This window comes from Rhizobium sp. BK529 (genome assembly GCF_014194105.1).
Lineage (GTDB): Bacteria > Pseudomonadota > Alphaproteobacteria > Rhizobiales > Rhizobiaceae > Rhizobium.
Map to the genome: position 1 here is coordinate 1,157,182 of NZ_JACIAU010000001.1, position 21,669 is coordinate 1,178,850.

A 21,669-nucleotide genomic window follows, 5' to 3' on the forward strand; every position below is an offset into this window, starting at 1 on the left:
AACTCGTGGCCCGGCGCCCGCTATGCGTGCAGGAATTTGGCACAATCACAGGATTTCTCCTAGAGCTCTCCCGGGCCGGGCCGACTCCTCAGGAGCGGATCGGGTGTTTCCCTCGGTTTTACTGGCGCAGGCCGAGAACTCTCTGGCGAATCCGCATTGGTTTCGAGCTCTATGCCAGACGTTCCGAGAGTGCGAACAATTCGTCGGCATTCGGACAGAAGGCTTGCATCCGCTCCGGTGCATTGCCGTCGGCGAGCGCCCGGCGGCAGGCCCTTTTCGCATTGCATTGCGCGCAGGTCGCTTGAAAGTCGTTCATCAGGTGCGGGAAGCCAGCCTCCACCTTCAGGACCTCGATGCCGAGAGCGGCCATCAGCCTTTCCATTTCGACGGATGCCTTCGGGCCGGCTGCAACCAGCCTCTCCAGCTGGGTTGCCGTCAGGCGGAGCTCGTCGGCGACACGTTGGCGTTCTTCCGGAGGTAGCGCCCATAATTCGCTGCGACGACGGTGCCTGTCCGCCAGAGTATGAAATCCGTTGATGATGTCGGCGGAGCATTGCCGCAGCGATGAAGCGATTGTCATGCCTATACCTCCTGATATGGCTATCGTCGCATCATCTCCGCCGTCGTCATTGCTCCAGGTCAAATTTCCCTGATACGCCGACTGCCCCGCGGCCGCGAAACGGTCGCTTCTATCCCTTGAGTGCTTCTAGGCCTTGAGCCTGGCGACCTGCGGGCCGACGATTGCGGCAAAGAGGGCGGGCTCGCCAAGCGCGCGGGCCGATAGCATGGCGCCGTGGACGATCGCCATCAGGATCTGCGCTTCCCCCTCGGGCGAACCGTTCAACCGGAAGAGTTTCTGCTCGGCGCCGGCTTTCAGCACCGATGTCAGCCACTCGGTCAGGTTCTCGAAATGCCGTCGCACGTGTGATGCCACGGTGTCGGGCAGCATCTGCATTTCGCAGGCGAGCATGGCGCAGACGCAGAAAGGCTCCGTCGCATCGAGGATGCATTTCTGCCAGTAGCCCAGATAGGCCTGCAGTTGCTCGGCAGGGTCTGGCACGTGTTCGCGAAGCGCGTTCAGGCCGGCCTCGGCGCGCTGCGTATACCGGTCGACAAGGACCTGCACCAGTTCGGCCTTGGTGGGGAAATGGTGGTGAATGCTCGCCTTGCGGATGCCGATCGCGTCGGAAATATCGGCATAGCTGAAGCCGTTATAACCGCCCGCCACGACGAGAGACTGTGCCACATCGAGGATTTTTTCCGAGGTCGTCTGTTCCATAGCTCCGGCCTACCTGCTGGTAGGGAGGCTGTCAAGCGCGTGGATTTGGCCCGATTTCACGAACCTGTGTTGGTGTCGGAGTCCCACTCGGATTGACTCTTTAAATTTGTCTACCTACTAGTAGGGTGGCAAACCAAGGAGTCTATGATGGCAAGTCAAACCTCACCGCAATCGAGCTGGTTGCGATCCTATTATTTCGTCCGTGCGCTGTTTTCGATCGGCTGGATCATCGCCGCCATTCTCGTTAGCGGGCAGGCGGCACTCGCCTCCGTGCTGCTCGTCATCTATCCGGCCTGGGATGCGGTGGCGAACCTCGTCGATGCCAGGGTCAATGGCGGCCTGAAGGCCAATCCCGCCCAGTCGCTCAACGTCGTCGTCAGCACGATCACGACGCTTGCGGTCATCCTAGCCGCGCTCAACAGCACCTATGCGGTGCTTGCCGTCTTCGGCGTCTGGGCCATTCTCTCCGGCCTGCTGCAGCTTTCCGCCGCCGTACGGCGCTGGCGCATCTATGGTGCGCAATGGGTGATGATCCTCAGCGGCGCACAATCGACGCTCGCCGGCGCTTTCATGATCAGCCGCTCGTTCGCAGACGTGCCGCCCGGCATTCTCGACATTGCGCCCTACGCAGGGTTCGGTGCCTTCTACTTCCTGCTGTCGGCCGTGTGGATGACGGTTGCAGCCTATCGCAAGGCAGGTGTGAAAAGCACCGGCTAGTCTGCCGCTGCGTCTCATGCAACCGCACGCCCGCGTCCGCAAAGGGCTGCATGAGATCGATAAAACCCGGCCGGGCCTGCGGGCCCGACGCGGGCTGCGCTCGGGCTTCACCCGTCTTTTCAGCCGGCGGCAGATCGCGCCCGCAGCAGCGCAAGCAGGCCGGGAAGGGCGGTTCCTGCGATGATCATCGCCACGCCGCCCGCCGTTCTCACCCCGAAGGGACTGTCGAAGATCACTGCCGCCGCCGCGGCGCCGGCTGCCGGGCCGATGGAGGAGATCAGCCCGAGCTGCAGCACCGGCATCTTCGACAGCGCGAAATTATAGGCGAAGTAGCCGCCGGCAGTGGCGACAAGCCCGATATAGCAAAACGCCATCCAGTGCTCGCCGATATCATCGGCGCCGATCCCGAGGCCTGACACGATTGCAACGACCCAGGCGACGACAGCCGCTGCCGTGAGCTGCATGGTCGCCACGACAGTCCACGGCACGCTCGAGCGGGTGTGCAGCGCCCGACCCAGCAGCTGGCCGCAGGCAGCAAGGCAGAGCGCTAGCAGCGCCGTGACATAGCCTGCGAGCGAGCTTTCTCCCGTCATCTGCCGTTCGGAAATGACGAGCAGCAGGCCGGCAAAACCGACGCCCATGCCGATAAAGGTCGTGGCCTTCAGCGGCTCCCCAAGGAACACCCGGGCTGCCAGGCCGACGACGGCAGGCATGAAGGCGCTGAGCAGGATCAGCGTGACGCCATCCAGGCTGCGGCTCGCCATGGTGAAGGTGATCATGAAGATACCGGGATGGATGATGCCGACGGCAAAGGGCTTCAGCCTGTCGGAGAGCGAAACGCGCTGCCACGGCAGAAGCAGCATCACCGCCCAGAGCGCGGCCGCGCCGATCGTCATCTGTACAGCGATGATGGATGCCGGGCTGAACCAGGCCGTCAGGTATTTCTGGATGGCGAAGCCGACCGGGCCGGCGCTGAAGCAAAAGAGTGCCGCCAGCACTGCGGCCGGCGATTTCGGGCTGTTTGCGATCGAGGCCATGACAATCCTCCAGATGATGTTATCATGTAACTACACAGGTTGCGTCAATCATGCAACATTGAGAGTTACATATTTAGAGGATCTTCCTGCATGAAGCGAAACAGCCGGTTTTCCCTGGCGCTGCACACGCTGGCGCATCTGGCGGCACTGACCCCGGCGCGGCCGCTGACCTCCGGCGAGATCGGCGACCATAGCGGCACCAACCCCGTGGTCGTGCGCCGGACGCTCGGGCTCTTGCGGGAGGCCGGCCTCGTGTCCTCCGAAAAGGGCCATTCCGGCGGCTGGCTGTTGGCGCGCCCGCCGGAAGAGATCACGCTTGCCGATGTCTATGCGGCGCTCGGCGAGCGGTTCCTGCGCATGGAGATCGAGGGCGAGGAAAACCCGCCAGGCTGTGCCATCGAACACGCATTGCTCGGCAGCGTGGAGGCGGCGCTCGACGATGCAGAGGCACTGCTGGTTAGCCGGCTATCGAAGACGGCGCTGGCGGATATTCTCAAGCGGATTCCGAAGCCGGTGCCGATTTCGGGGATTTGAGGGGCAGGCTGCTGAGCTGGTCAATAAAGACCCCGCCCCAAACCCCTCCCCACAAGGGGGAGGGGCTTAACCTTCCGCGCTAGCTTTTCAAAATCCCAACGTTTCGAACGGAGTGAGGCGGATGCCCGGTTAGCTCCTCCCCTTGTGGAGGTCTCTTGGGCTCATCCGACACTTCGCCCCACCACCCACCATTGCCCGTTGGCAAACCACCGCCATGCGCCTAGTCTCGCGCCACTCCATCCCAGCCGCGTCGCAACCATCCGCGCCCGGCCACCCATCACGAGGATACCATCATGAGCACTATCGAAGCCGTTGCCGAAGAGGCCAAGGGCTGGCGCCGTCATATCCACCAGAATCCGGAGCTGCTTTTCGACCTGCCGGAGACGGCGGCTTTCGTGGCGGGCAAGCTTGCCGAATTCGGCTGCGATGACGTCACGACAGGACTTGCGAAGACCGGCGTCGTTGCCGTCATCGAGGGCACCAAGGGCCCCGGCAAGACGATCGCGCTTCGCTGCGACATGGATGCGCTGCCGATGTCGGAGCAGACCAATCTTCCTTATGCCTCCAGAAATGCCAACCGCATGCATGCCTGCGGCCATGACGGACACACCGCCATGCTGCTTGCCACCGCTAAATGCCTTATCGAAGACAGGGATTTTGCCGGCAAGGTCGTGCTGATCTTCCAGCCGGCGGAAGAAGGCGGCGGCGGTGCGCGGGTGATGATCGAGGAGGGGCTGCTCGAAAGCTTCGGGATCGACGAGGTTTACGGCATGCATAACGAACCGGGCCTGGAGATCGGTTCCTTTGCCACGCGTGCGGGCCCGTTCATGGCGGGTGCCGACCGTTTCGTCATCACCATCAATGGCAAGGGCGGGCATGCGGCCTCGCCGAACATGACGCGCGATCCTGTTCTCGTCAGCGCCCATATGGTAACCGCGCTGCAATCGATCGCCTCGCGCTTCACCGATCCGTTCGATCCGGTCGTCGTCTCCGTCACCTTCTGCGAAGCCGGCAACGATAAGGCGTTGAACGTCATTCCCGCCTCCGTGCGCCTGGGCGGCACGATCCGGACCATGCAGACGGAAACGAGAAAGGCCGTGGAGCAGCGGTTCCGCGACATCGTGCATGGGACTGCGAAGCTCTTCGAGACCGAAGCCGAGATCGACTGGCGGCCAGGCTATCCGGTCACGGTCAACGACGCCGGCAGGACGTCAGCTGTCGTTGCTGCGGCTCGGCGCGTGGCGGGCGAGGGCCAGGTGGATGCGGCTTATGAGCCGTCGATGGGCGCGGAGGATTTTTCCTATATGCTGGAAAAGCGGCCTGGCGCGATGATCCTCATCGGCAATGGAGACAGCGCCGGCCTGCATCACCCGGCCTATGATTTCAACGACAAGGCGATTGCGCATGGGGTACGCTATTGGCTGTCGCTGGTCGGGCAGGAGCTTGGCGGGAAGTAGGCGATGATCGTTGTTGGCAGAGGAGGGTGCCACAGCACGCTAGGCAATGGTATCAAACACCTGACAGCCAAGTATATACCCTGCCGCCGGCTGAAATTCCGGCGGGAATAGCGTTCGCCTTCGACGACGCCTTACCGATCGCGCTCAGTCTCGGCCACCAGCAGCGAGAAGCGGAAGAGGGCGCCGCCGTCGTCGGCATTGGTGGCATTCATGTCGCCGCCGTGGTCGTGGATGATCGACCGGCAGATGGAAAGGCCGACGCCGACGCCGTCGGGTTTCGTCGTGTAGAAGCGATCGAAGATCCGGCCAAGATCGGCGGTCGGAATGCCATCACCGCTATCGTGGATGGAGAATTGAATCCTCTGCCCGGTCAGGCAGGTGGCGATCTCGATGCGGCGCGGTCGCTTCGCACTGCAGACGGCGGCCTCGATGGCATTGACGAGCAGGTTGACGACGACCTGCTGCATCTGAATGCGGTCTCCGAGAAAGGCGGGCAAGCCCGGCTCGCAGGCGACCGAAACACAGATCGCGTGCGTATCGGTCTCATTGCGGACGAAGGACAGCCCATCGACGACGATGTCGTTCAGATCGAGGGCCACGCGCGTGTTTGACTGGCTCGCCATGCCCCGCACCCGCTTGACGATTTCGCTCGCCCTATGGGCACTCGCCGCCATGCGCGCGGCAAGCTCGCGGAGTTTGGCGAGGTTCGGCTCGTCGCGCGACAGATGCAGCATGGTTGTTTCGCAGTCCGTCACGATCGCAGCCAGCGGCTGGTTCACCTCATGGGCGATCGAAGTCGCAAGCCTGCCGAGAGTGGAGAGCCGCGCCGCATGCAGCGGGTCGACCTCATGCTCGTCAGGCTGGCGCTGCCCGGTCATATCCTGCAGCACGACGAGCAATGGTTCGAGACTGTCGGCCGGGGGGAAGGTAACCGAGAGTTTGACATCCAGGAGGGCGCCTTTGACGCTGCGCATCGTCATCGGTTCCGAAAAGTTTTTTTCTCCGTCGAACCAGGCGCGCATAAGCCTTGCGACGGTTTGCGGCGATGCTGCAAAGAGATAGCCCGCCGGCCCCGTCAGGTCGTCGCTTGATGATGCCTGCAGAAGGGAGGCGGCCAACTCGTTGGCATCGGCGACGAAAAGGCCGGCCTGCGGCAGCCCTCCGTGCCACATGGCTTTCGCCAGCAGGTCCTCGGCATTGCCCCTGGCTTTCGACAGGGCAAAGAGCGCCTTGAGCCTGGCCGCGTTGAGCTGTAGCACCGGAACCGGAAGCTGATGGATGGAGACCTCATCGCGGGCCTCGCCACGCGGGCGTCTTGCCGGTGCTTCGCCTTCGACGCCGCCCTTGATGACGACGATCGGAGCCTGCCCGGCAGAGCGCTCGTTCCGCCTGGCGTCGTTCCATCGAGCAGCAAAATTCCTCGCGATCGGCGTATCGGCCATTTGCTCTTCCTATGCTGCAGCCGATATGGTTCGGCCCATATGTTTCAGGCCACAGGTTTCATTCCCCCGTTACAGGGAGGCAACGCTTGTCCGGCACAATATCTCCTCGTCGCGGCGCGCGGCGTTTTCAGGCGCGCATCCCACCTTGCGGCCGCCACTGGCGACACCGTGTCCGTCATGATAGTAGCCATCAGGCTCTGTGAGTCACTGAAAGCTAGGGCAGTGGATAGGTGAGCACAATGCCCGCTTTCGACAACAGGGTGTTGCGCTCAGTGGAACGCAGATGATCGACCTGGATGACATCAGAAGCTTCGTGGCGGTGGTCGATAGCGGCGGCTTCAACCGTGCAGCCCAACTGCTCGGCGTCTCGAAATCGATCGTCAGCCGGCGTATCGCGCGCATGGAAACGGATCTCGGCGCGAGACTGATCAACCGCAGCACACGGGGCATCAGCGCAACGGAGGCCGGCCTTGAATTCAAGGCACGCTGCGGGCGCATTCTCGCCGAACTCGAGGACGCGCGCGATGCTGTCGCCACCTATGCCGGCGGCCATGTCACCGGCCGTCTGAGGCTCGCCGCACCGCTCGCTTTCGGCCAGCGCTATCTCGGGCCCATCCTGACCGAGCTTGCCGGCCGTCATCCGCGCCTAGAACTGGAGGTATCGTTCTCCGACCGGGCCGTCGATCTCATTGGCGAGCATTATGACGCGGCGATCCGGCTCTTCGAACTGCGCGATCCCTCGCTGATTGCGCGGCGTATTGCGCCGGTCAGGCCCTTCATCATCGCCAGCCCCGATTATATCGCCCGCAACGGCCGTCCGGAGCGGCCCGAGGACCTGCTGTCGCATGACTGCATCATCTATTCCGGACGCCACATTCCTGAGTGGACGTTCCGTGCCGGCAAACGCATGGTGTCGATTCGACCGAACGGGCGGCTGTTCACCGACAATGCCGAGGTGCATCTGAGCTGGACGCTCGCCGGGCTCGGCGTGGCGGAACTGCCGTCCTTCATCGTCGCCGAGGATATCCGCAAGGGCACGCTCATACCGCTGCTGACGGACTATTATCTGGATGAGGGCGCGATCTATGTCGTGCGCCCGCCCGGACCGCATGTGCCCGCCAAGGTGCGGGCGCTGATCGAGATCCTGTTGGAACGGCTCGGCGGGGAGGACGGCGCTGCCTATCCCTCGCTTGTCCATTCCCTGGTTCATCAGCCGGGAGAATAGCGGCGTTAGGCGGGCAGAACGCTCCGCACCACCCCCGTCCTGTCGATGACGCAGGCGAATTTGCGGCCGGAGGCATCGAGATCGACGCTGAAGCCGCCGGCCTCTACCGGGCGCGAGCCTGTCGGCAGGATTTTCGCCCGGTCGAGGCCGGCCTGTTTGGCGGCCGCATCGGCGCAGAGCAGTTGCAGGTCGGCGGGCGCGGTCTCCACCGTGTTGCGCGACATCTGGTCGGGTGTCGGCGGCGCCGAGGACTGGCAGGCGGCAAGTGCCGATAGCGACGAAAGGAGCAGGGCCGGAAGCGGCCGGCTCTTCAGTGAAATGCGCATGTCTTTCCCCCGTTTCAGACGCCCTTATAGAGGGCCGCGCCCTGCATCAGGACGATGACCTTGGCGCCGATCTTCACCCGCGAATGCAGGTCAATGATGTCGTCATTGTTCATGCGAATGCAGCCCGAGGACACGTCGAGGCCGATGGTCCAGGATTCCGGCGTGCCGTGGATGCGGTAGATCGTGTCGGCATCACCCGCATAAAGATAGAGCGCGCGGGCGCCGAGCGGATTGTCGGGGCCGCCTGGCTGGCCGGCCGCCCATTTGGCGGCATTCGGATCTCGGGCCACCATCTCGGCGGGCGGGGTCCAGGTCGGCCATTCGGCCGTGCGGCCGACGCGCACGATGCCGGCCCAGCCGAAGCCTTCGCGGCCGACCCCGATGCCATAGCGGATCGCCTGGCCGCCGGGCTGTACGAGGTAGAGAAAATGCTGGTTGCCGTCGATGATGATCGTGCCGGGCTCCTCCGCCGTGCGGAAGGTGACGACCTGGCGGCGGAAGGCATCCGGAACCTGTTTGTTGCGGGCGTAATATTTGCGGGCCGTGTTCTTGTCGTAATCGACCCATTGCCGGGTCTTCGGATCGTAGATCTGCGTCTGGGCTGCCAGCGCCACGAAGGCGGACAGCGTGACGGCGAGCGAGATTGCGAGCGAGGCGGGGGCTGAGATCTTGAACGTCCGGTTCATGGCTTGGCCCACCCATCGATGCGGGCGGCGTGATCGGCCACCCATTTTTCCGCATAATCGGCAGGCGGTATTCTCTCCACCTGCAGCGCATAGGTCATCTTTGTCACCTCCTGCGGCGTCAAATCCACCTTGTCGAGAAAGGCGGCGACATCCGCATGTTTGGCGCCGAAGGAGGCCGACCATGCGATATTGAACGAGGAGGGCGGCCAGGCGACATCGGCCTTCGAATGCTCGACCCAAAGAGGATCGCTGCCGGCGACGATCTTCCATCTGGCCGGATCGTAGGCCGGCTCCTCCAGCCGCGTCACCTTGTGCAGTTCGAAGACATTGTGCGGCGCGTAGCAGGCAAAGACCATCGGGCGGCCTGTGGCGACAGCGGCATCGACGGCGGCCATGCCGACATCCTCTTCCGCCTCGACCAGCGCGAGATTGCCGGCATAACCGAAGCTATTGGCCCGCACCCGCTCGATTGCCGTCGAGGTCCAGGTTTCGGCGCCGATCCAAAGCTCGCCGCGGCCATCGCCATCGGTGTCGAGAAGCGCGCCCTTCTTCGGGTCCGACAGATCCTTGATATCTTTGATGCCGGCCTTTTCCGCCTCTTCGGTGGCGCAGAGGCCCTGCCAGGCGGCAACGGCGCGTTTGGCGAGAACGACGGCCTTTTTCTCATCCACATATTTGGCAACGGCTGCATCGAGGTTCGGCCGCCAGACTTCCGGATGGATATCGACCTCGCCGGCTTCCAGCCCTGCGAACGCGTTGAGCTCTCCCATCTCGCGCAGATCGGCCTTGAGGCCGAATGTCTTGCCGATCGCGACCTTCAGGATATTGGCCGTTGCCTGACCCGACGGCCAGTTCGGCACGGCGATGACGAGATCGGCCGCCTCTGCTTTTTGAGCGGTGACCGATGCGGTGAAGATGCCCGAGGCGATGAAGGTCATCGCGGCAAAGATTGCGCGCGCGTGAACGCCGTGCCGTTGCGGATTGTCTTCCTGGCGATGTCTCACAGAAACTCCTCCGGTTCCGCTCCCCAGCTGGTTGAGTGCTAAACACATTACGCGCATGCGGGGAAGTACGTTACAGTAAACTCCGGGGTAAATTCGTGGGGCGAAATCGAAGGAGGAGGGTACAAGCTGCTGTTGTGATTTCCTCCTTCACTCCTGTGTCGCCTTAAAAACCAGACTTGCCCCGAATCCGCGAATAGGCTTTCGTGGCCGCGTTTCAGCAGGACCCCAGCGTGCCCATGTTTTTCTTTGCGAAGATTTTCTGGATCATTTCCCAGCCGGTGGCGATCTCATTCCTTCTGATGGCGGCGAGCGTGGTCCTGATGCTCTTTTCCTTCCGGCGGCTCGCCATCGCCGCCGGGCTGGTGTCGCTCACGCTCTTCTTCCTGATCTTCTACACGACCGCGGGTGCGCTGGTCGTGCAGGAGCTCGAAGATCGCTTTCCGCGGCCGGCCGCGCCCGCCGACGTCGCCTGCGTCATCGTGCTCGGCGGCGGCATCCCGACGCTGGTCGATGGCGCGCGCGGCGGCTACGATCTCGATGACGGCGGCGACCGCTATATTGAGACGGTACGGCTTGCGGGCCTCTATCCCGATGCCAAGATCATCATGTCCGGCGGCGATGGCAGCCTCGAAGGCATTGCCATGAAGGAAGCGGATGTGATCCGGCGGATGTTCAACGATTTCCACATCGACCCGGCCCGGATCGAATATGACGCGGAGTCGCGCGATACCTATGAAAACGCCATCAATGTCAGGCTCATCCTGCAGCGGCTGAACCTTTCCCATTGCCTGCTCGTGACGTCGGGCTTCCACATGCCGCGTGCCGTGGCGATCTTCCGCAATCTCGGCATGGAGGTGACCCCCTGGGTTTCCGATTACCGGACGACAGGCAAGGAGAGGCTGAGGTTGTCGGTCGCCTTGCCGCTCATCAATGCCGGGCTGCTCAGCACCGGCGTGCGCGAATGGATCGGCATCGTCGCCTATTACTTCGCCGGGCGCGTCTCGACCCTTTATCCGCAGTGAGCGGCGGCCGACCTGCATCGGAGCGCTCTTGCTCGCGTCGGAACACGGCTATATGTCTGCGCTGACATGCCAGGCATCGAGAGCAAGGGAGCTCACTTGAGAATATTGATCATCAGCCGCAAGGCGGACGAGGTTCGGCGGAGCTTCCAGACCCGGCAACTGGCTGCACTCGGCCTCACCTTCGAATTTTTCGATGCATTCGAAGCCGCAGACCTGTCGGCCGAGGAGTGCCAGACGGCGGCCAGCAATTGGCCGAGCCCGACGCGGCGGCAGGATATCGGTTGTTTCCTGTCCCACCGCAAGGCGTGGCAGACGGTGATCGAGCATGGCGCAAAGACACTCATTCTCGAGGACGATGCGGTGCTGTCAGACGATATCGCGGCCGTTCTCGCTGCTATCGAGGCCCGCAAGGATGCCTGGAACAGTGTCTACGACCTCGAATTCGCCCCGCGCCGCCATATCCTGAACCGCAAACGCGCCTGGCAGGACGCGGCCGGCCGTTTCGGCGCGACCCGCGTCTATCAAAACCGGGTAGGGACCGCGGGCTATGTCATCGGCCCCGAGGCGGCAAAACGCGCGCTGGCCGACACCACAAGCTATTCGCTGCTCGATGCGCATTTCTGGCACCGCTCCTGGCTCGCGGCGTATCAGATCGAGCCGGCGCCGGTCATCCAGCAGCGATTTTTGGAAGGTGAGACCGAGAGCGCGGATTTCGTGCGCCCGGAAAAGGACCAGGTCTTCCTGCCGCTCAGCAAGCTGCGCAAGCTCGCGCGCCGGCTGGAGCTCGAAAGCATCAAGGCGAGGAATCTCATTCTTGGCTTCTTCGTGGGGCAGAAGCGAGATGTCATCGTCGATCGCTCCAGGTTCCAAGCATGCGTGGCGAAATCGGCTTAGCTGAGCCGAAGCCGGCGTAATGTCATCGCGCGATCGATGCATTACGCGGGGTCGATCATACTTACCACTCTGGCTGCAATTTCATCTGTCGTACAGGTATCGAGGGTCTCCACGAAACGGGCGGTCTTATTTCTCACCCTTTCGGCGATGTCCAATCCTCTCACCTGGTTACAGAGCGCAACACCTGTTGTCTTATCGCCCGAGATGTTTACGGCCAATCCAGCCTTTCGAGCAAATACACCTCCCGTTGTGATCGGCACAACGAGGCAGATGCCAACTGCATTGATTTCGCGAGGTGTGATGACAACGCAACGATGTTCATCCTTCATCTCGTTCCCCACAACCGGGTTGAGATCGACGATGAAGACGTCGCCGCGTTTAGGAACGTTGCTTCGAACCATCAGAATGATTCATAGCCGACACGTGCGCCGCCCTGCCACGCGTTCGCCTGCTTGTTCAAGGCGGCCATCTCATCGGCACCTTCCAAAAGCTGCGCCAACGTATACCTTTTTTGGGGCAGAGCAGGTGTTGCGATAAGCGAACCGTTGTCTACAACCAAGGTCAATTCCGTTCCGACTTCCGCGCCCAGCATCTTCAGCAGCGCGGGAGGAATACTAAATACTGTTGCACCGCCTTGACGGCGAATTTTCACGGTATTGGTCATCTGACGTCCTTCAGTTTTGTGCTACATAAATAGCACATGTTCGCGATGTCGCAAGGTATCCGAAGGTGACGATTTTCTCGGCGACATCTGTTTTTCAATTCGCCTTGCGGGCGTCAAGGATCTCATCGACGGGGCATCTAGAAGCACCCACCGTTGACACCCGCCCGCATAGCCCGTATCTGCCGGCCCATGCCAGTGTTCTGGCCGTAAGCGTCTGACGTCAAGCAACGCACTTATCGATCCTCGCCGGTCGGAGTGCGTTTTTTTGTGCCCGTCGGCGGGGGAACAGCCAGGAGGTTTTCATGGCTTTCCGTCTTACTGGTGATCGCGAGCAAGCCCGGCTTTATCTGCTGACCGCGATCCTTTTCATGTCCTATCTCTGCGTGGCAATTGCGCTTCCGGTCGTGCCGGTGTTCGTGACGGGCACGCTTGGTCTCAGCAATGGCTGGGCGGGTCTCGGCGTCGGCATCGCCTTTCTCGCCACCATTCTCACGCGCGGCTATGCCGGCGGGCTTGCCGATGGCAGGGGCGCCAGGTTCGCCGCGCAGCGGGGCCTCGTCTTGTACATGGCAGGCGCGCTGATCTCGCTTGCCGCGGGGCTCTTGCAGCAGGCGCCTGCAGCGGCTTTCGCCGTTCTCGTCGCCGGCCGGCTTCTGATCGGGCTTGGCGAAAGCCTCGTTGCCGTCGGCATCATTGCCTGGGGCATCGCGTTCGTCGGGCCGCAGCGTTCCGGCCGGGTGCTGGCGCTCATCGGCGCTGCGATCTACGGCGCGTTGGGTCTCGGCGGGCCTCTCGGACTCTTGCTGCTCGATAATTTCGGTTTTGCCGGCACGATGGCCGTCAGCGCCGGGCTGCCCGTGCTGGGGCTTGCCGCAATCCGCAGCGTGCCCGCCGTTGCTGCCCATCCGGACAGGGAGCGGCCGCCGCTTGCTGCCGTCATCGGCCGCATCTGGGTGCATGGGCTGATCGTCTGCCTGCAAGGCATGGGCTTTGCCGCGATCGGCTCCTTCTTCACCCTCTATTTCCGCGATCTCGGCTGGGATCATGCCGGCCTCGGCCTGACCGCCTTCGGCTGCGGCTTCGTGCTGGTGCGCCTCGTCTGCGGCCACCTGCCGGATCGCTACGGCGGGCTGACGGTCGCCGTCGTCTCGCTCGCGGTCGAAGCGATCGGCCAGGTGCTGATCTGGAGCGCTGCCGATCCAAGCGTTGCGTTGATCGGCGCCTTCATGACGGGGCTCGGCTGCTCGATGATCTTCCCGGCTATGGGGCGTGAAGTCGTGCATCTCGTCGCACCCCATCTGCGCGGCACGGCGCTCGGGGGATTTTCGGCCTTTCAGGATGTGGCCTATGGGCTGACCGGGCCGCTGGCGGGCATGCTCGCCGATCGGGCAGGCTACGGCAGCGTGTTTCTCGTCGGCGGGGCGACGGCGGTCTGCGGGTTTATGATCGCTGTCGTGCTGCGGCGAGGGAAGGTTGTCGCGGCAGAGTGATGATCGCAGGGGACGGTGCAATCGGACACCGTCCCCGCTTCCATCCAGCGAAACAACGGAGGAGGAGTGCCCACCACCCTTGTCCCGCTCTCACCGCGACCCATCTCCCTGATGGCTTCAATCGGAAAACGACGACACATGCCAGGACAAATCCTCTTCATTCAGGGTGCCGGCGAAACGGCGCATGACGCATGGGACAACAAGCTCGTCGACAGTCTCGCCCGCGAACTCGGCGAGGATTATGCCATCCGGTATCCGCGCATGCCCAACGAGGCCGATCCGCATTATCAGGCCTGGAAGGCCGCATTGCTTAAGGAGTTCGAAACGCTCGAAGATGGCGCCATCCTGATCGGCCATTCGCTCGGCGGCACGATCCTTCTCCACACGCTTGCCGAGGAATGGCCGGCATTCGAGCCCGGCGCCGTCATTCTCATCGCGCCGCCCTATATCGGCGAGGGCGGGTGGGAGAGCGATGAAATCACCGCAGCCGACGACTTTTCCGAGAGCCTGCCGGAGGGGCTGCCGGTGCTCATCTATCACGGCAGCGATGATGACACCGTGCCCTTTGCACATATCGAGCTCTACGCCATGGCAATCCCCGAGGCGGTCGTCTGCGCGCTGCCGGGGCGCGATCACCAGCTCGACAATGATCTCGCCGATATCGCCAAGGATATTCGATCGCTGGCGGCCTAGCGCGCCGCCTCCGACCTTCGCCCGCCGGGCCATTTCATCGCTCAACCATTGGCATCGCATCCTCCCGCATCGCTGAACCCAAAGGCTATGCAGGAGCTGCCGCATGATCTCAAACCATTCCGGAGGAGGGGACTACGCGCTCTTCCGCACGCCCACACGGGGGCACGGCGCCTGCCGCCCCGATGCTATCGGCATGGTCCAGCCGCTTGCCGCTTTCCTCCTCGCCGCCGGCTTCGTGCTCTCGCTTGCCGGCCGGTATGAGGGGCAGCTCATCCGTGCGGAGCGCATCCACCAGGAGGTCGCCGACCGATGAGCGCCTTCAGCCTGCGCTTCGATTTCGACGAACTCACCATCGCCATCCTCGGCCGGAATGACAATGGCCTGCTGCTTTACGGCGCAGCCGAGCTCTCGGGCGATCATGAAGGGTTCAGCGTCGAGGCCATCCATCTCGCCGAGGGCACAGTGCTGCGTGCGGCCGGCAATGCCGAATTCGGCAGACCGTCGACCTTTGCCGATGAGCTTTTCCGGCGCATCGCCGCCGTCATCGAAAATGACAAGACGGTGCTCGGGCGCCACGCAGCGATGGAGTGGGCCGAGCACGTCGAGCGTCATAGCGAGGCGGCTTGAGCCTGGATTCCGAGACCCGCCAAGTCCCTGAAAACCTTATTCTGTGTGGTTTGTTACCGAGGATAGGAATAATTTCCTTGATTGTTGTCGATGATGACGAGTACAACCGTATGACGGCAGCGAGATTGTAACAGGAGAGTTTTGCATGCATGCCTGCCCGCTCGAACCGAGCGACACCACCCTCATCCAGACGCGTGCCGGCAGCGCCCCATGTGGGCGCAAGGGGTGGCGCGCTTGAACGATATTCCCGAAGACCTGCTGCCGCTGGTGCGGGCCGCGCAGCTTTCGGGCGGCTTTTGCCAGGAGCGGGCGATTGCCTCGGCGATCGGCCGGGAGCGTGCGCGATGCCGTCAGGCCGTCGAAGATTGGCGGGCAGGGCTTTTACTCGGCGAGGCATTCGCGGGCCCGATCGACCTTTTGCTTGCCCGCATCGAGGGGCGAGGCTGATGCGCGAGCAAGCGGCCTCCGCGCTGGAAGATGACGCCGTGCTCGTTGCGCTCAGCCGCGATCTGCACGAGGCCGCAAGGCTTGCGCACCAGCGCCTGAAATCGCTGCCCGACTATCAAACCATTGCCGAGGAAGCGGCTGCCATCGAGGCAATCCTGCAGCCGGGCGAAGAAATTGCCGATCGCATCCTGTGTCTCAATGCGGTGACATCGGAAGGTATCGAGGCCCGGGAGCATGCCGGCCTCTGGAAACAGGGCGATTATATCTCGGCTTATTTCGGCGTGGTCCTGTGATCAGCCGGGGCGACGATCGTCGCCGGACATAGAAGTGCAGGGTTGTTTTCCGCCCGCACGAAATCGGTGCGCGGCACAATCGTATGACCATGCCGGCATCTGGCTAGATTGCCGGAAGCATTCCGCCATCGATCCGCAGATTGACACCGGTAATATAGCCGGCGCGCGGACTGGCGAGGAAAGAGACGGCGTCGGCGATCTCCTCCAGTGTGCCGACGCGACCGAGCGGCACCGCGGCAAAGAGCGGCAGCACGGCGCGTTCGATCGTTTCCCACGCCGCATCTTCGGCGATGCCGCGCTCGGCGGCAACTTCTCGGAAGCGGGCGTCCAGCCGGGCGCTGCGGATCGTACCCGGCGAAATCGTATTGACCGTCACGCCCTCGGCCGCCACCGCCTTGGCCATGGAAGAGGTCATGGCGTTGATGGCGGCCTTGCAGGCGGCGTAATCCGGACGTCCGGCCGGCGGCATCAGGCCGGCGAGGCTGGAAATGTTGATGATGCGGCCCCAGCCTGCCTCGCGCATGGCCGGCAGCAGCCGCGTGGTGACCCTGACGGCAGCGAGGACATTGCGGTCATAAGCCGACGCCCATGTGGCGGGCCGGCTGTTCGTCCAGTCCTCCGGCTCGCCCGAGCCGCCGGCATTGTTGACGACGATATCGATCCGGCCTGCCAGCGCCTGCGCTTCACCGATCAGGCGCTCCACCTCGTCGTCGATGGTGAGATCGCCGGTCACGGGATGGGCGCGGCCGCCTTCCGCGACGATCTCCTGGGCCACGCGCTGCGTCTTGCCCCTGTCGCGGCCGTGAACGATGACGGTGGCCCCTTCGCGGGCGAGCCCTCTGGCGATTGCTTCGCCGATACCCTTGCTGCTGCCGGTGACGAGCGCCGTCTTGCCGTCGAGTTTCAAATCCATCGCCGTGTCCCTATCTTGAAGCGGATGCGACACAAAAGAACAGGACGATGCTCGACACAATTACGCACTTAAAAGTGCCTATAGACCAGGAAGACCGCACCGCCTGCCTCGGCCCCGATGGCTCCGTCGCGCATGTGACGCGGGTCATGCGGATGATCAGCGGCCGCTGGAAGCTGCCGATCCTCTTTCGCCTGTTTGCCGAGCCTTCGATGCGCACCCTGCAATTGAAGCGGGACATGCCGGGCATTTCGCAGAAGATGCTGACACAGCATCTGCGCGAACTGGAACAGGACGGGCTCGTCGCGAGGCGGGATTTCGGCGAGCAGCCGCCGCGTGTGGAGTATCGGCTGACGGAAGCGGGCCGGGCGCTGATGCCGGTGCTGATGGCGGCGCGGGAGTTTTCGCGGGGGTATGCGGGCGAGGGCTGACGGAGCGATGAAAACCCCTCCCCAACCCCTCCCCACAAGGGGGAGGGACTAACCCCGAAGGCGCCGCCTCACTCCTCCAGTTACGGACGGGATTTGGAAGGCGGGCGCTGCAAGTTAAGCCCCTCCCACTTGTGGGGAGGGGTTGGGGAGGGGTCTTTTTCGACGTATGGACGGATCCGCATCTTCCGCACCATCCAAAAACAAAAACGGCGCCCCTTGCGGAGCGCCGTCGCCTGCCTGAAGCAGTGAAGTCAGATCAGAAGGCCTGGATGTTGACAGCCTTCGGGCCCTTGCCCATGCGATCCGGCTCGGTGTCGAAAGAAACCTGCTGGCCTTCGCGCAGCGACTGGATGCCGGAAGCCTGGAGAGCGGAGATGTGGACGAAAACGTCCTTGGCGCCGCCTTCCGGCGTGATGAAACCAAAACCCTTGTCCTGGTTGAAGAATTTTACGGTGCCCTTGGTGGCCATGGGGATAGTCCTTTTCCCATTGGTAGTTAGTTTATCCGCACCCCCGGCGGAGGGGAGGCGGACGGCTTTAGCTTTCGCGTTTCGGCCCTGGAGCCGGACGCGAAGGGTCAGTCGAGACGTCACGTACGGGGAAAGAACATCTACGCGCATGGGTGTCACCCATACCGCCCTACCGGAATTGGCGCTCCGCCAGGGCATTACCACTTCAGTCCAGTCACCGGCATGCGAAATGCCCGAGTGTTGCAGTTCGTGCCAGCATTTCGGGCAAAAAGCAAGCGGCAATATTGTGGCATGGCTTTTTGCGTCGCCGGAAATGGTGATGATTCAAATGGTTGCCGGAGTGTTCGAATAGAATGATGGACGTGTGTCAAAACGGGACAGGTGGGGGCTACAACTTTTAGGCGATGGGCCGCCACTTCCAGCTTAGGGGCGTGCAGGACGGCTCGAGGACAGGAATGAGGGAGGAGAGAAATCCGCCCGGCACCGGAAATCGCAGCACCTTAACCTTTCATCTGTGGGAAAATCCGCCCGCTTCCACAATTTCGTCCCGAGCGGCCGCAATTATGGCAGGGTATTCGGGGCTTGATGCGGTGGCCGCCTGCGGTTAGGTCTCGGAGGGGCGAAGCAGTGAATGAAGGAAGTGCCGGCGTGATCGATCCCTATGCCATGCTTGGACTGGAACGCGACGCCAGTGGCGAGGCGATCAAGCTTGCCTGGCGCAAGGCCGCCAAGGGCGCGCATCCGGACGCCGGCGGCGATTCCGATCATTTCAACCGGCTGCAGATCGCCTACGAGCTCTTGCAGGACCCGGTGCGCCGGCGCGTTTATGACGATACGGGCTACGACCCGCAGCTCGCCGACCCCAAGGATCTCGAAGGCGTGCTGATGCTGGAATCGCTCGTCAACGAGGTGATCCTCGACGAGCGCGAACCCGGCAGCTTCGATCCCGTCGCCGCCATGCGCCGCAAACTCTCCGACGATATCGTGAAAAGCCGCTTCCATATCCTGGAGCTCGAACGCCACCGTGCCCGCGTGCGCAAACACATAGACCGCCTCGGCCGCCGCCCGGAAACCGACGTGCTCGGCTCCATGATGCGTGCCCGCAGCGAAGCCATCGCCGACGCCATCCGCAAGACGGAAAAGCAGATCGAGACGATCGAGCATACCTATACGATGCTCGAGGGGTACTCGTATGAGGTGGAAGCTCCGGCGCCGCTGGAAGAGGTGGAGATGATGGACGTGGTTGAGCCACAGCGCGGGGAGGCTGCGGAGTAGGGGCTGACACATCTTCCCGTGTCGTACTGGCTTCGGACTGAAGGAGAGCCTAGCCCCAAGAAAAGAGCCCGGTGGGGTTTCCGGGCTCGAGATCCGATGAAGGGCATGGCGGCTCGTTTCCGCCCACCTCCTTACGCGGCCGTCTCCTCCTCCGGCGCGTGCAATTCCGGCAATATAGCTTGATTGAAACCTGCAGCACAGCTCGCCCCGGTCATTGAGCTGGGGAAAAGCTGTGGAAATGCGAGTGGAACAATCAGCGTCATCAGGGGTTCCGTAAGCACCGATCAACTGATCTACCTGGGAGAAACCCATGCGTATGAAAATTGTCGCAGCATCACTTCTCGCCCTCGGCATGGCCACATCTGCCTTTGCGCAGTCCAACCCGGCCCCGACGGGCGCAACCATGGACAAGAACACCGTCGATACCGGCGGCGGCGCCGGCGTCAAGGCCAAGAAGCCCATGGCGACGGACAAGATGAAGACCGGCAGCACGAAGAAGATGACCAGCACGAAGACGCATAAGCTCCGCTGCCCCGACCACGCCAGCAGCAGCGGCACCGGCCGCGGCAAGCTGCAGACCCAGGGCGGCACCAGCAACGCCACCCCGATGGACGAAGCCTGCGCAGCGCATAATAACTGATCGCAGTGCGGGGCGAGAGGATGCCCGGTCGTTGTGTGGCCGGGCGTTACCCTCTCCTCCGTCATTCCTGCGCCTGTCACAGGAGTCCAGCCGGCTTGCGTCTGCAAGCCGAGAAGACTATTATCGGGTGCGGCAATCTCATAGTCCCATCAAGTGCCAGGAGATATCCTCCCATTTCGGATTATTCTCCTCGATGAGAGTGAGCCTCCACTGTCGCGGCCATTTCTCGATTGTCTTCTCCCGCGTGATGGCTGTCGTGACGAGATCATATTTCTCGAACCAGACGAGCGTCTTGACGCCGTAGCGGGAGGTGAAGCCGGGCATCAGCTCGTTCTGGTGCTCGAACAGCCGGCCGGGTAAATCACTCGTCATGCCAGTGGTGAGCGTGCCATTTCTTTTTGACGCGAGGATGTAGACATAACCCTTCATAGTTGAAGAGTGGCCTGTCTCGGCACTACTTTTCGAGAGTCTTTTCGGCTTGCAGACGCAAGCCGGCTGGATTCCTGTGACAAGCACAGGAATGACGGAGGTTAGGGTGGTGCCGCCCCATCATCTCTCGACGCCGTGTACCCCTTCACAAACCACGCAGCCCCCATGGCAACCCGCAAATATCCCGCTATGCTCTCCCGATACCAAAACACCGGGGAGCAGGACAGGCGTGCCGCATATCTACATCGTCACCGATTGCGAATTCGACGGCCCCATTCCGGGCGCTCATTCGATGCTCTCCTTCGCCTCCGTCGCCGTCACCGAGACTGGCCTCCTCGCGGGCGAATTCGAAGCCGTGCTGCAGCCGCTGGAGGAGGCGGTGCGCGACCCGCAGACTTCGGCCTTCTGGCAGGCCCATCCGCAGGCCTTCGCGGCGGCGACCGACAGGCCCGAACCCGCAGCCGAAGTCATGGCCCGCTTCGTCACCTGGGTAAAATCCTTCGGCGCCGAGCAGATCTTCGCCGCCCATCCGCTTGCGCTCGACGGTCCCTGGATCGATCATTACCTGAAGCGTTTTACCGGCCGGCCGCTGTTCGAAGGGCCATGGATTGCCGATCGGCTGTTCCGCCATCCGCCGCTCTGCCTCCTGTCGATGGTGGCGGGTGCGACGGGACGCAAGCCGTGGGAATGCGATATCGCCCATTATCCGTCAGAATGGCTCGGCCATGTCGAGCACACGCATCGCGCCATCGACGATGCCCGCGGCTATGCCAATCTCCTGCATTTCTTCCTGACGCGGCGCGAAGCCGGCGGCGGCTACCGGCCTCTGCTGTCGTAAGCTCTCCCCATCTAGGCAAGCCGGATCAGCCCTGCCTCGGTCGGCCTGAAGCCGCAGGCGCGGTAAAAACCACTCAGATGCGGCTCGAAATCGACATGCAGCCACTCGGCGCCGCGCTCGCGCGCCACCCGCACCGCCTCCTTGACCAGTGCGGTCGCAATGCCCCGCCGGCGCAGATCCGGATGCACCGAGGTATCGAGGAGGAAGGCGTGGATGCCGCCATCCCAGGCGACATTGACGAAGCCGATCAGCCGCCCGTCCGCATAGGCGCCGATATGGGCAAGGCTGCGCGGCAGGATGCGGGCGAAATCCGGCGCCTGCGATGAGCCCCAGGCGGCGGTCCATAGCGTGGCGAATTCGGCGTGCGAGGGGAAGGGGTCGATGCGGATGTCTGGCATGGTGGGGGTCCGGGTGTGGTTTTTGGCTGCCGGCGGATGATTATCGCGCGCCTCGCTCGATGATCCGCATGACGTTATCCCGATAGGATGCCGGATAGACCTCAGCGAATCCATCCCGGCCGGATGATTGCATAGTCGCTGGCCGGCTCAAGACCCGATTGTTTTGGCGCGTCGATCGCATCACAGCGATCGGCGGGCTTCCGCCTTTCCAAGATGACGGACTCGGTACCGGGTTTGACGCTGCCCTTCAAAAGAAGCGCGACAGGCAGTTAAAAGCAATGATATAGAACCAATTCAATCTTAGCTTGCTTTAATGGATGGTCGATGCCACTTATTGTTCCACTCACTGACTTAAGTACAAACTCCCGAAGTTTCGATCAGATTTCCAATATCTTTTATCGATGCAGGAATACTACAGACGCTGAAGTTCACATAGATCTTC

Annotated in this window: 29 protein-coding genes; 16 read left to right on the forward strand and 13 right to left on the reverse strand. The window is 62.6% G+C overall.

Features of this window, described 5'->3' with window-relative positions:
• Nucleotides 1-169: 169 nt before the first annotated feature.
• Nucleotides 170-580, reverse strand: a complete 411-nt coding sequence (locus FHX08_RS05850) for a hypothetical protein (protein WP_132651855.1) — start codon at nucleotides 578-580, stop codon at nucleotides 170-172.
• Between the two features lie 126 nt (nucleotides 581-706).
• The gene (locus FHX08_RS05855; RefSeq protein ID WP_132651854.1) at nucleotides 707-1,279 is read right to left on the reverse strand and encodes a TetR/AcrR family transcriptional regulator; all 573 of its coding nucleotides are present in this window, start codon (nucleotides 1,277-1,279) and stop codon (nucleotides 707-709) included.
• Nucleotides 1,280-1,426: 147 nt separating this feature from the next.
• On the opposite strand from FHX08_RS05855, the gene FHX08_RS05860 reads away from it, so the two are divergent.
• A complete protein-coding gene (locus FHX08_RS05860) occupies nucleotides 1,427-1,996 on the forward strand; it encodes a DUF308 domain-containing protein (RefSeq protein ID WP_132652019.1) in 570 nt (189 codons plus the stop codon).
• Nucleotides 1,997-2,115: 119 nt separating this feature from the next.
• Here FHX08_RS05860 and FHX08_RS05865 read toward each other — a convergent pair whose 3' ends face one another.
• Nucleotides 2,116-3,033 carry a DMT family transporter gene (locus FHX08_RS05865; protein WP_132651853.1) on the reverse strand — a complete coding sequence of 306 codons (918 nt, stop codon included), beginning with the start codon at nucleotides 3,031-3,033 and terminating at the stop codon, nucleotides 2,116-2,118.
• 90 nt (nucleotides 3,034-3,123) lie between these two features.
• Between FHX08_RS05865 and FHX08_RS05870 the strand changes: the two genes are divergently transcribed.
• Nucleotides 3,124-3,567, forward strand: coding sequence for an Rrf2 family transcriptional regulator (locus FHX08_RS05870; RefSeq protein ID WP_132651852.1), 444 nt, complete (start codon nucleotides 3,124-3,126; stop codon nucleotides 3,565-3,567).
• A gap of 293 nt (nucleotides 3,568-3,860) precedes the next feature.
• On the forward strand, nucleotides 3,861-5,024 hold the full coding sequence (locus FHX08_RS05875) for a M20 aminoacylase family protein (RefSeq protein ID WP_165911837.1): 1,164 nt from the start codon (nucleotides 3,861-3,863) through the stop codon (nucleotides 5,022-5,024).
• 131 nt (nucleotides 5,025-5,155) lie between these two features.
• On the opposite strand, the gene FHX08_RS05880 is transcribed toward FHX08_RS05875, so the two are convergent.
• The gene (locus FHX08_RS05880) at nucleotides 5,156-6,466 is read right to left on the reverse strand and encodes a sensor histidine kinase (RefSeq protein ID WP_132651850.1); all 1,311 of its coding nucleotides are present in this window, start codon (nucleotides 6,464-6,466) and stop codon (nucleotides 5,156-5,158) included.
• 283 nt (nucleotides 6,467-6,749) lie between these two features.
• On the opposite strand from FHX08_RS05880, the gene FHX08_RS05885 reads away from it, so the two are divergent.
• A complete protein-coding gene (locus FHX08_RS05885) occupies nucleotides 6,750-7,691 on the forward strand; it encodes a LysR family transcriptional regulator (protein WP_132651849.1) in 942 nt (313 codons plus the stop codon).
• Nucleotides 7,692-7,696: 5 nt separating this feature from the next.
• Here FHX08_RS05885 and FHX08_RS05890 read toward each other — a convergent pair whose 3' ends face one another.
• The 3 genes from FHX08_RS05890 to FHX08_RS05900 are packed head-to-tail and all read right to left on the reverse strand — an operon-like array spanning nucleotide 7,697 to nucleotide 9,641.
• Entirely contained in the window at nucleotides 7,697-8,017 is a 321-nt protein-coding gene (locus FHX08_RS05890; protein ID WP_132651848.1) for a hypothetical protein, read from the reverse strand.
• Nucleotides 8,018-8,031: 14 nt separating this feature from the next.
• Nucleotides 8,032-8,703 (reverse strand): L,D-transpeptidase, encoded by a 672-nt coding sequence (locus FHX08_RS05895; protein ID WP_132651847.1) that lies wholly within the window; start codon nucleotides 8,701-8,703, stop codon nucleotides 8,032-8,034.
• Nucleotides 8,700-9,641, reverse strand: coding sequence for a glycine betaine ABC transporter substrate-binding protein (locus FHX08_RS05900; protein ID WP_165911850.1), 942 nt, complete (start codon nucleotides 9,639-9,641; stop codon nucleotides 8,700-8,702). Before FHX08_RS05900 ends, FHX08_RS05895 begins: the two co-directional genes overlap by 4 nt.
• Before the next feature lie 302 nt (nucleotides 9,642-9,943).
• On the opposite strand from FHX08_RS05900, the gene FHX08_RS05905 reads away from it, so the two are divergent.
• Together FHX08_RS05905 and FHX08_RS05910 are read left to right on the forward strand one after the other, a co-directional pair.
• Nucleotides 9,944-10,729 carry a YdcF family protein gene (locus FHX08_RS05905; protein ID WP_132652018.1) on the forward strand — a complete coding sequence of 262 codons (786 nt, stop codon included), beginning with the start codon at nucleotides 9,944-9,946 and terminating at the stop codon, nucleotides 10,727-10,729.
• A gap of 96 nt (nucleotides 10,730-10,825) precedes the next feature.
• Complete coding sequence (locus FHX08_RS05910) at nucleotides 10,826-11,623, forward strand: glycosyltransferase family 25 protein (protein WP_132651845.1); 798 nt, start codon at nucleotides 10,826-10,828, stop codon at nucleotides 11,621-11,623.
• A gap of 41 nt (nucleotides 11,624-11,664) precedes the next feature.
• Here FHX08_RS05910 and FHX08_RS05915 read toward each other — a convergent pair whose 3' ends face one another.
• Both FHX08_RS05915 and FHX08_RS05920 read right to left on the reverse strand, forming a co-directional pair.
• The gene (locus FHX08_RS05915; protein WP_132651844.1) at nucleotides 11,665-12,024 is read right to left on the reverse strand and encodes a type II toxin-antitoxin system PemK/MazF family toxin; all 360 of its coding nucleotides are present in this window, start codon (nucleotides 12,022-12,024) and stop codon (nucleotides 11,665-11,667) included.
• Entirely contained in the window at nucleotides 12,024-12,287 is a 264-nt protein-coding gene (locus FHX08_RS05920; RefSeq protein ID WP_132651843.1) for a PbsX family transcriptional regulator, read from the reverse strand. The genes FHX08_RS05915 and FHX08_RS05920 overlap by 1 nt, the downstream gene beginning before the upstream one ends.
• A 302-nt stretch (nucleotides 12,288-12,589) precedes the next feature.
• On the opposite strand from FHX08_RS05920, the gene FHX08_RS05925 reads away from it, so the two are divergent.
• The 6 genes from FHX08_RS05925 to FHX08_RS05950 all read left to right on the forward strand — a co-directional run bounded on the left by FHX08_RS05925 (nucleotide 12,590) and on the right by FHX08_RS05950 (nucleotide 15,837).
• The gene (locus tag FHX08_RS05925) at nucleotides 12,590-13,777 is read left to right on the forward strand and encodes an arabinose transporter (RefSeq protein ID WP_132651842.1); all 1,188 of its coding nucleotides are present in this window, start codon (nucleotides 12,590-12,592) and stop codon (nucleotides 13,775-13,777) included.
• A gap of 138 nt (nucleotides 13,778-13,915) precedes the next feature.
• Nucleotides 13,916-14,470, forward strand: a complete 555-nt coding sequence (locus FHX08_RS05930) for an alpha/beta fold hydrolase (RefSeq protein ID WP_132651841.1) — start codon at nucleotides 13,916-13,918, stop codon at nucleotides 14,468-14,470.
• A gap of 103 nt (nucleotides 14,471-14,573) precedes the next feature.
• The gene (locus FHX08_RS05935) at nucleotides 14,574-14,783 is read left to right on the forward strand and encodes a hypothetical protein (RefSeq protein ID WP_132651840.1); all 210 of its coding nucleotides are present in this window, start codon (nucleotides 14,574-14,576) and stop codon (nucleotides 14,781-14,783) included.
• Nucleotides 14,780-15,097 carry a hypothetical protein gene (locus tag FHX08_RS05940; RefSeq protein ID WP_132651839.1) on the forward strand — a complete coding sequence of 106 codons (318 nt, stop codon included), beginning with the start codon at nucleotides 14,780-14,782 and terminating at the stop codon, nucleotides 15,095-15,097. The genes FHX08_RS05935 and FHX08_RS05940 overlap by 4 nt, the downstream gene beginning before the upstream one ends.
• 234 nt (nucleotides 15,098-15,331) lie before the next feature.
• Entirely contained in the window at nucleotides 15,332-15,544 is a 213-nt protein-coding gene (locus FHX08_RS05945) for a hypothetical protein (protein ID WP_132651838.1), read from the forward strand.
• Nucleotides 15,544-15,837, forward strand: a complete 294-nt coding sequence (locus FHX08_RS05950; RefSeq protein ID WP_132651837.1) for a hypothetical protein — start codon at nucleotides 15,544-15,546, stop codon at nucleotides 15,835-15,837. Before FHX08_RS05945 ends, FHX08_RS05950 begins: the two co-directional genes overlap by 1 nt.
• A 103-nt stretch (nucleotides 15,838-15,940) precedes the next feature.
• On the opposite strand, the gene FHX08_RS05955 is transcribed toward FHX08_RS05950, so the two are convergent.
• On the reverse strand, nucleotides 15,941-16,750 hold the full coding sequence (locus tag FHX08_RS05955; protein ID WP_132651836.1) for an SDR family NAD(P)-dependent oxidoreductase: 810 nt from the start codon (nucleotides 16,748-16,750) through the stop codon (nucleotides 15,941-15,943).
• Between the two features lie 47 nt (nucleotides 16,751-16,797).
• On the opposite strand from FHX08_RS05955, the gene FHX08_RS05960 reads away from it, so the two are divergent.
• Nucleotides 16,798-17,178 (forward strand): helix-turn-helix domain-containing protein, encoded by a 381-nt coding sequence (locus FHX08_RS05960; protein WP_132651835.1) that lies wholly within the window; start codon nucleotides 16,798-16,800, stop codon nucleotides 17,176-17,178.
• A 256-nt stretch (nucleotides 17,179-17,434) separates the two neighbouring features.
• Here FHX08_RS05960 and FHX08_RS05965 read toward each other — a convergent pair whose 3' ends face one another.
• Complete coding sequence (locus tag FHX08_RS05965; RefSeq protein ID WP_007818490.1) at nucleotides 17,435-17,647, reverse strand: cold-shock protein; 213 nt, start codon at nucleotides 17,645-17,647, stop codon at nucleotides 17,435-17,437.
• A 666-nt stretch (nucleotides 17,648-18,313) separates the two neighbouring features.
• Between FHX08_RS05965 and FHX08_RS05970 the strand changes: the two genes are divergently transcribed.
• Complete coding sequence (locus FHX08_RS05970) at nucleotides 18,314-18,922, forward strand: J domain-containing protein (protein WP_132652017.1); 609 nt, start codon at nucleotides 18,314-18,316, stop codon at nucleotides 18,920-18,922.
• Nucleotides 18,923-19,232: 310 nt separating this feature from the next.
• Complete coding sequence (locus FHX08_RS05975) at nucleotides 19,233-19,562, forward strand: hypothetical protein (RefSeq protein WP_132651834.1); 330 nt, start codon at nucleotides 19,233-19,235, stop codon at nucleotides 19,560-19,562.
• 138 nt (nucleotides 19,563-19,700) lie between these two features.
• Here FHX08_RS05975 and FHX08_RS05980 read toward each other — a convergent pair whose 3' ends face one another.
• Complete coding sequence (locus tag FHX08_RS05980) at nucleotides 19,701-19,991, reverse strand: GIY-YIG nuclease family protein (RefSeq protein ID WP_184326978.1); 291 nt, start codon at nucleotides 19,989-19,991, stop codon at nucleotides 19,701-19,703.
• A gap of 229 nt (nucleotides 19,992-20,220) precedes the next feature.
• On the opposite strand from FHX08_RS05980, the gene FHX08_RS05985 reads away from it, so the two are divergent.
• Nucleotides 20,221-20,829 (forward strand): DNA polymerase III subunit epsilon, encoded by a 609-nt coding sequence (locus tag FHX08_RS05985; RefSeq protein ID WP_184326979.1) that lies wholly within the window; start codon nucleotides 20,221-20,223, stop codon nucleotides 20,827-20,829.
• 11 nt (nucleotides 20,830-20,840) lie between these two features.
• On the opposite strand, the gene FHX08_RS05990 is transcribed toward FHX08_RS05985, so the two are convergent.
• On the reverse strand, nucleotides 20,841-21,227 hold the full coding sequence (locus tag FHX08_RS05990; protein WP_184326980.1) for a GNAT family N-acetyltransferase: 387 nt from the start codon (nucleotides 21,225-21,227) through the stop codon (nucleotides 20,841-20,843).
• Nucleotides 21,228-21,669 lie beyond the last annotated feature (442 nt).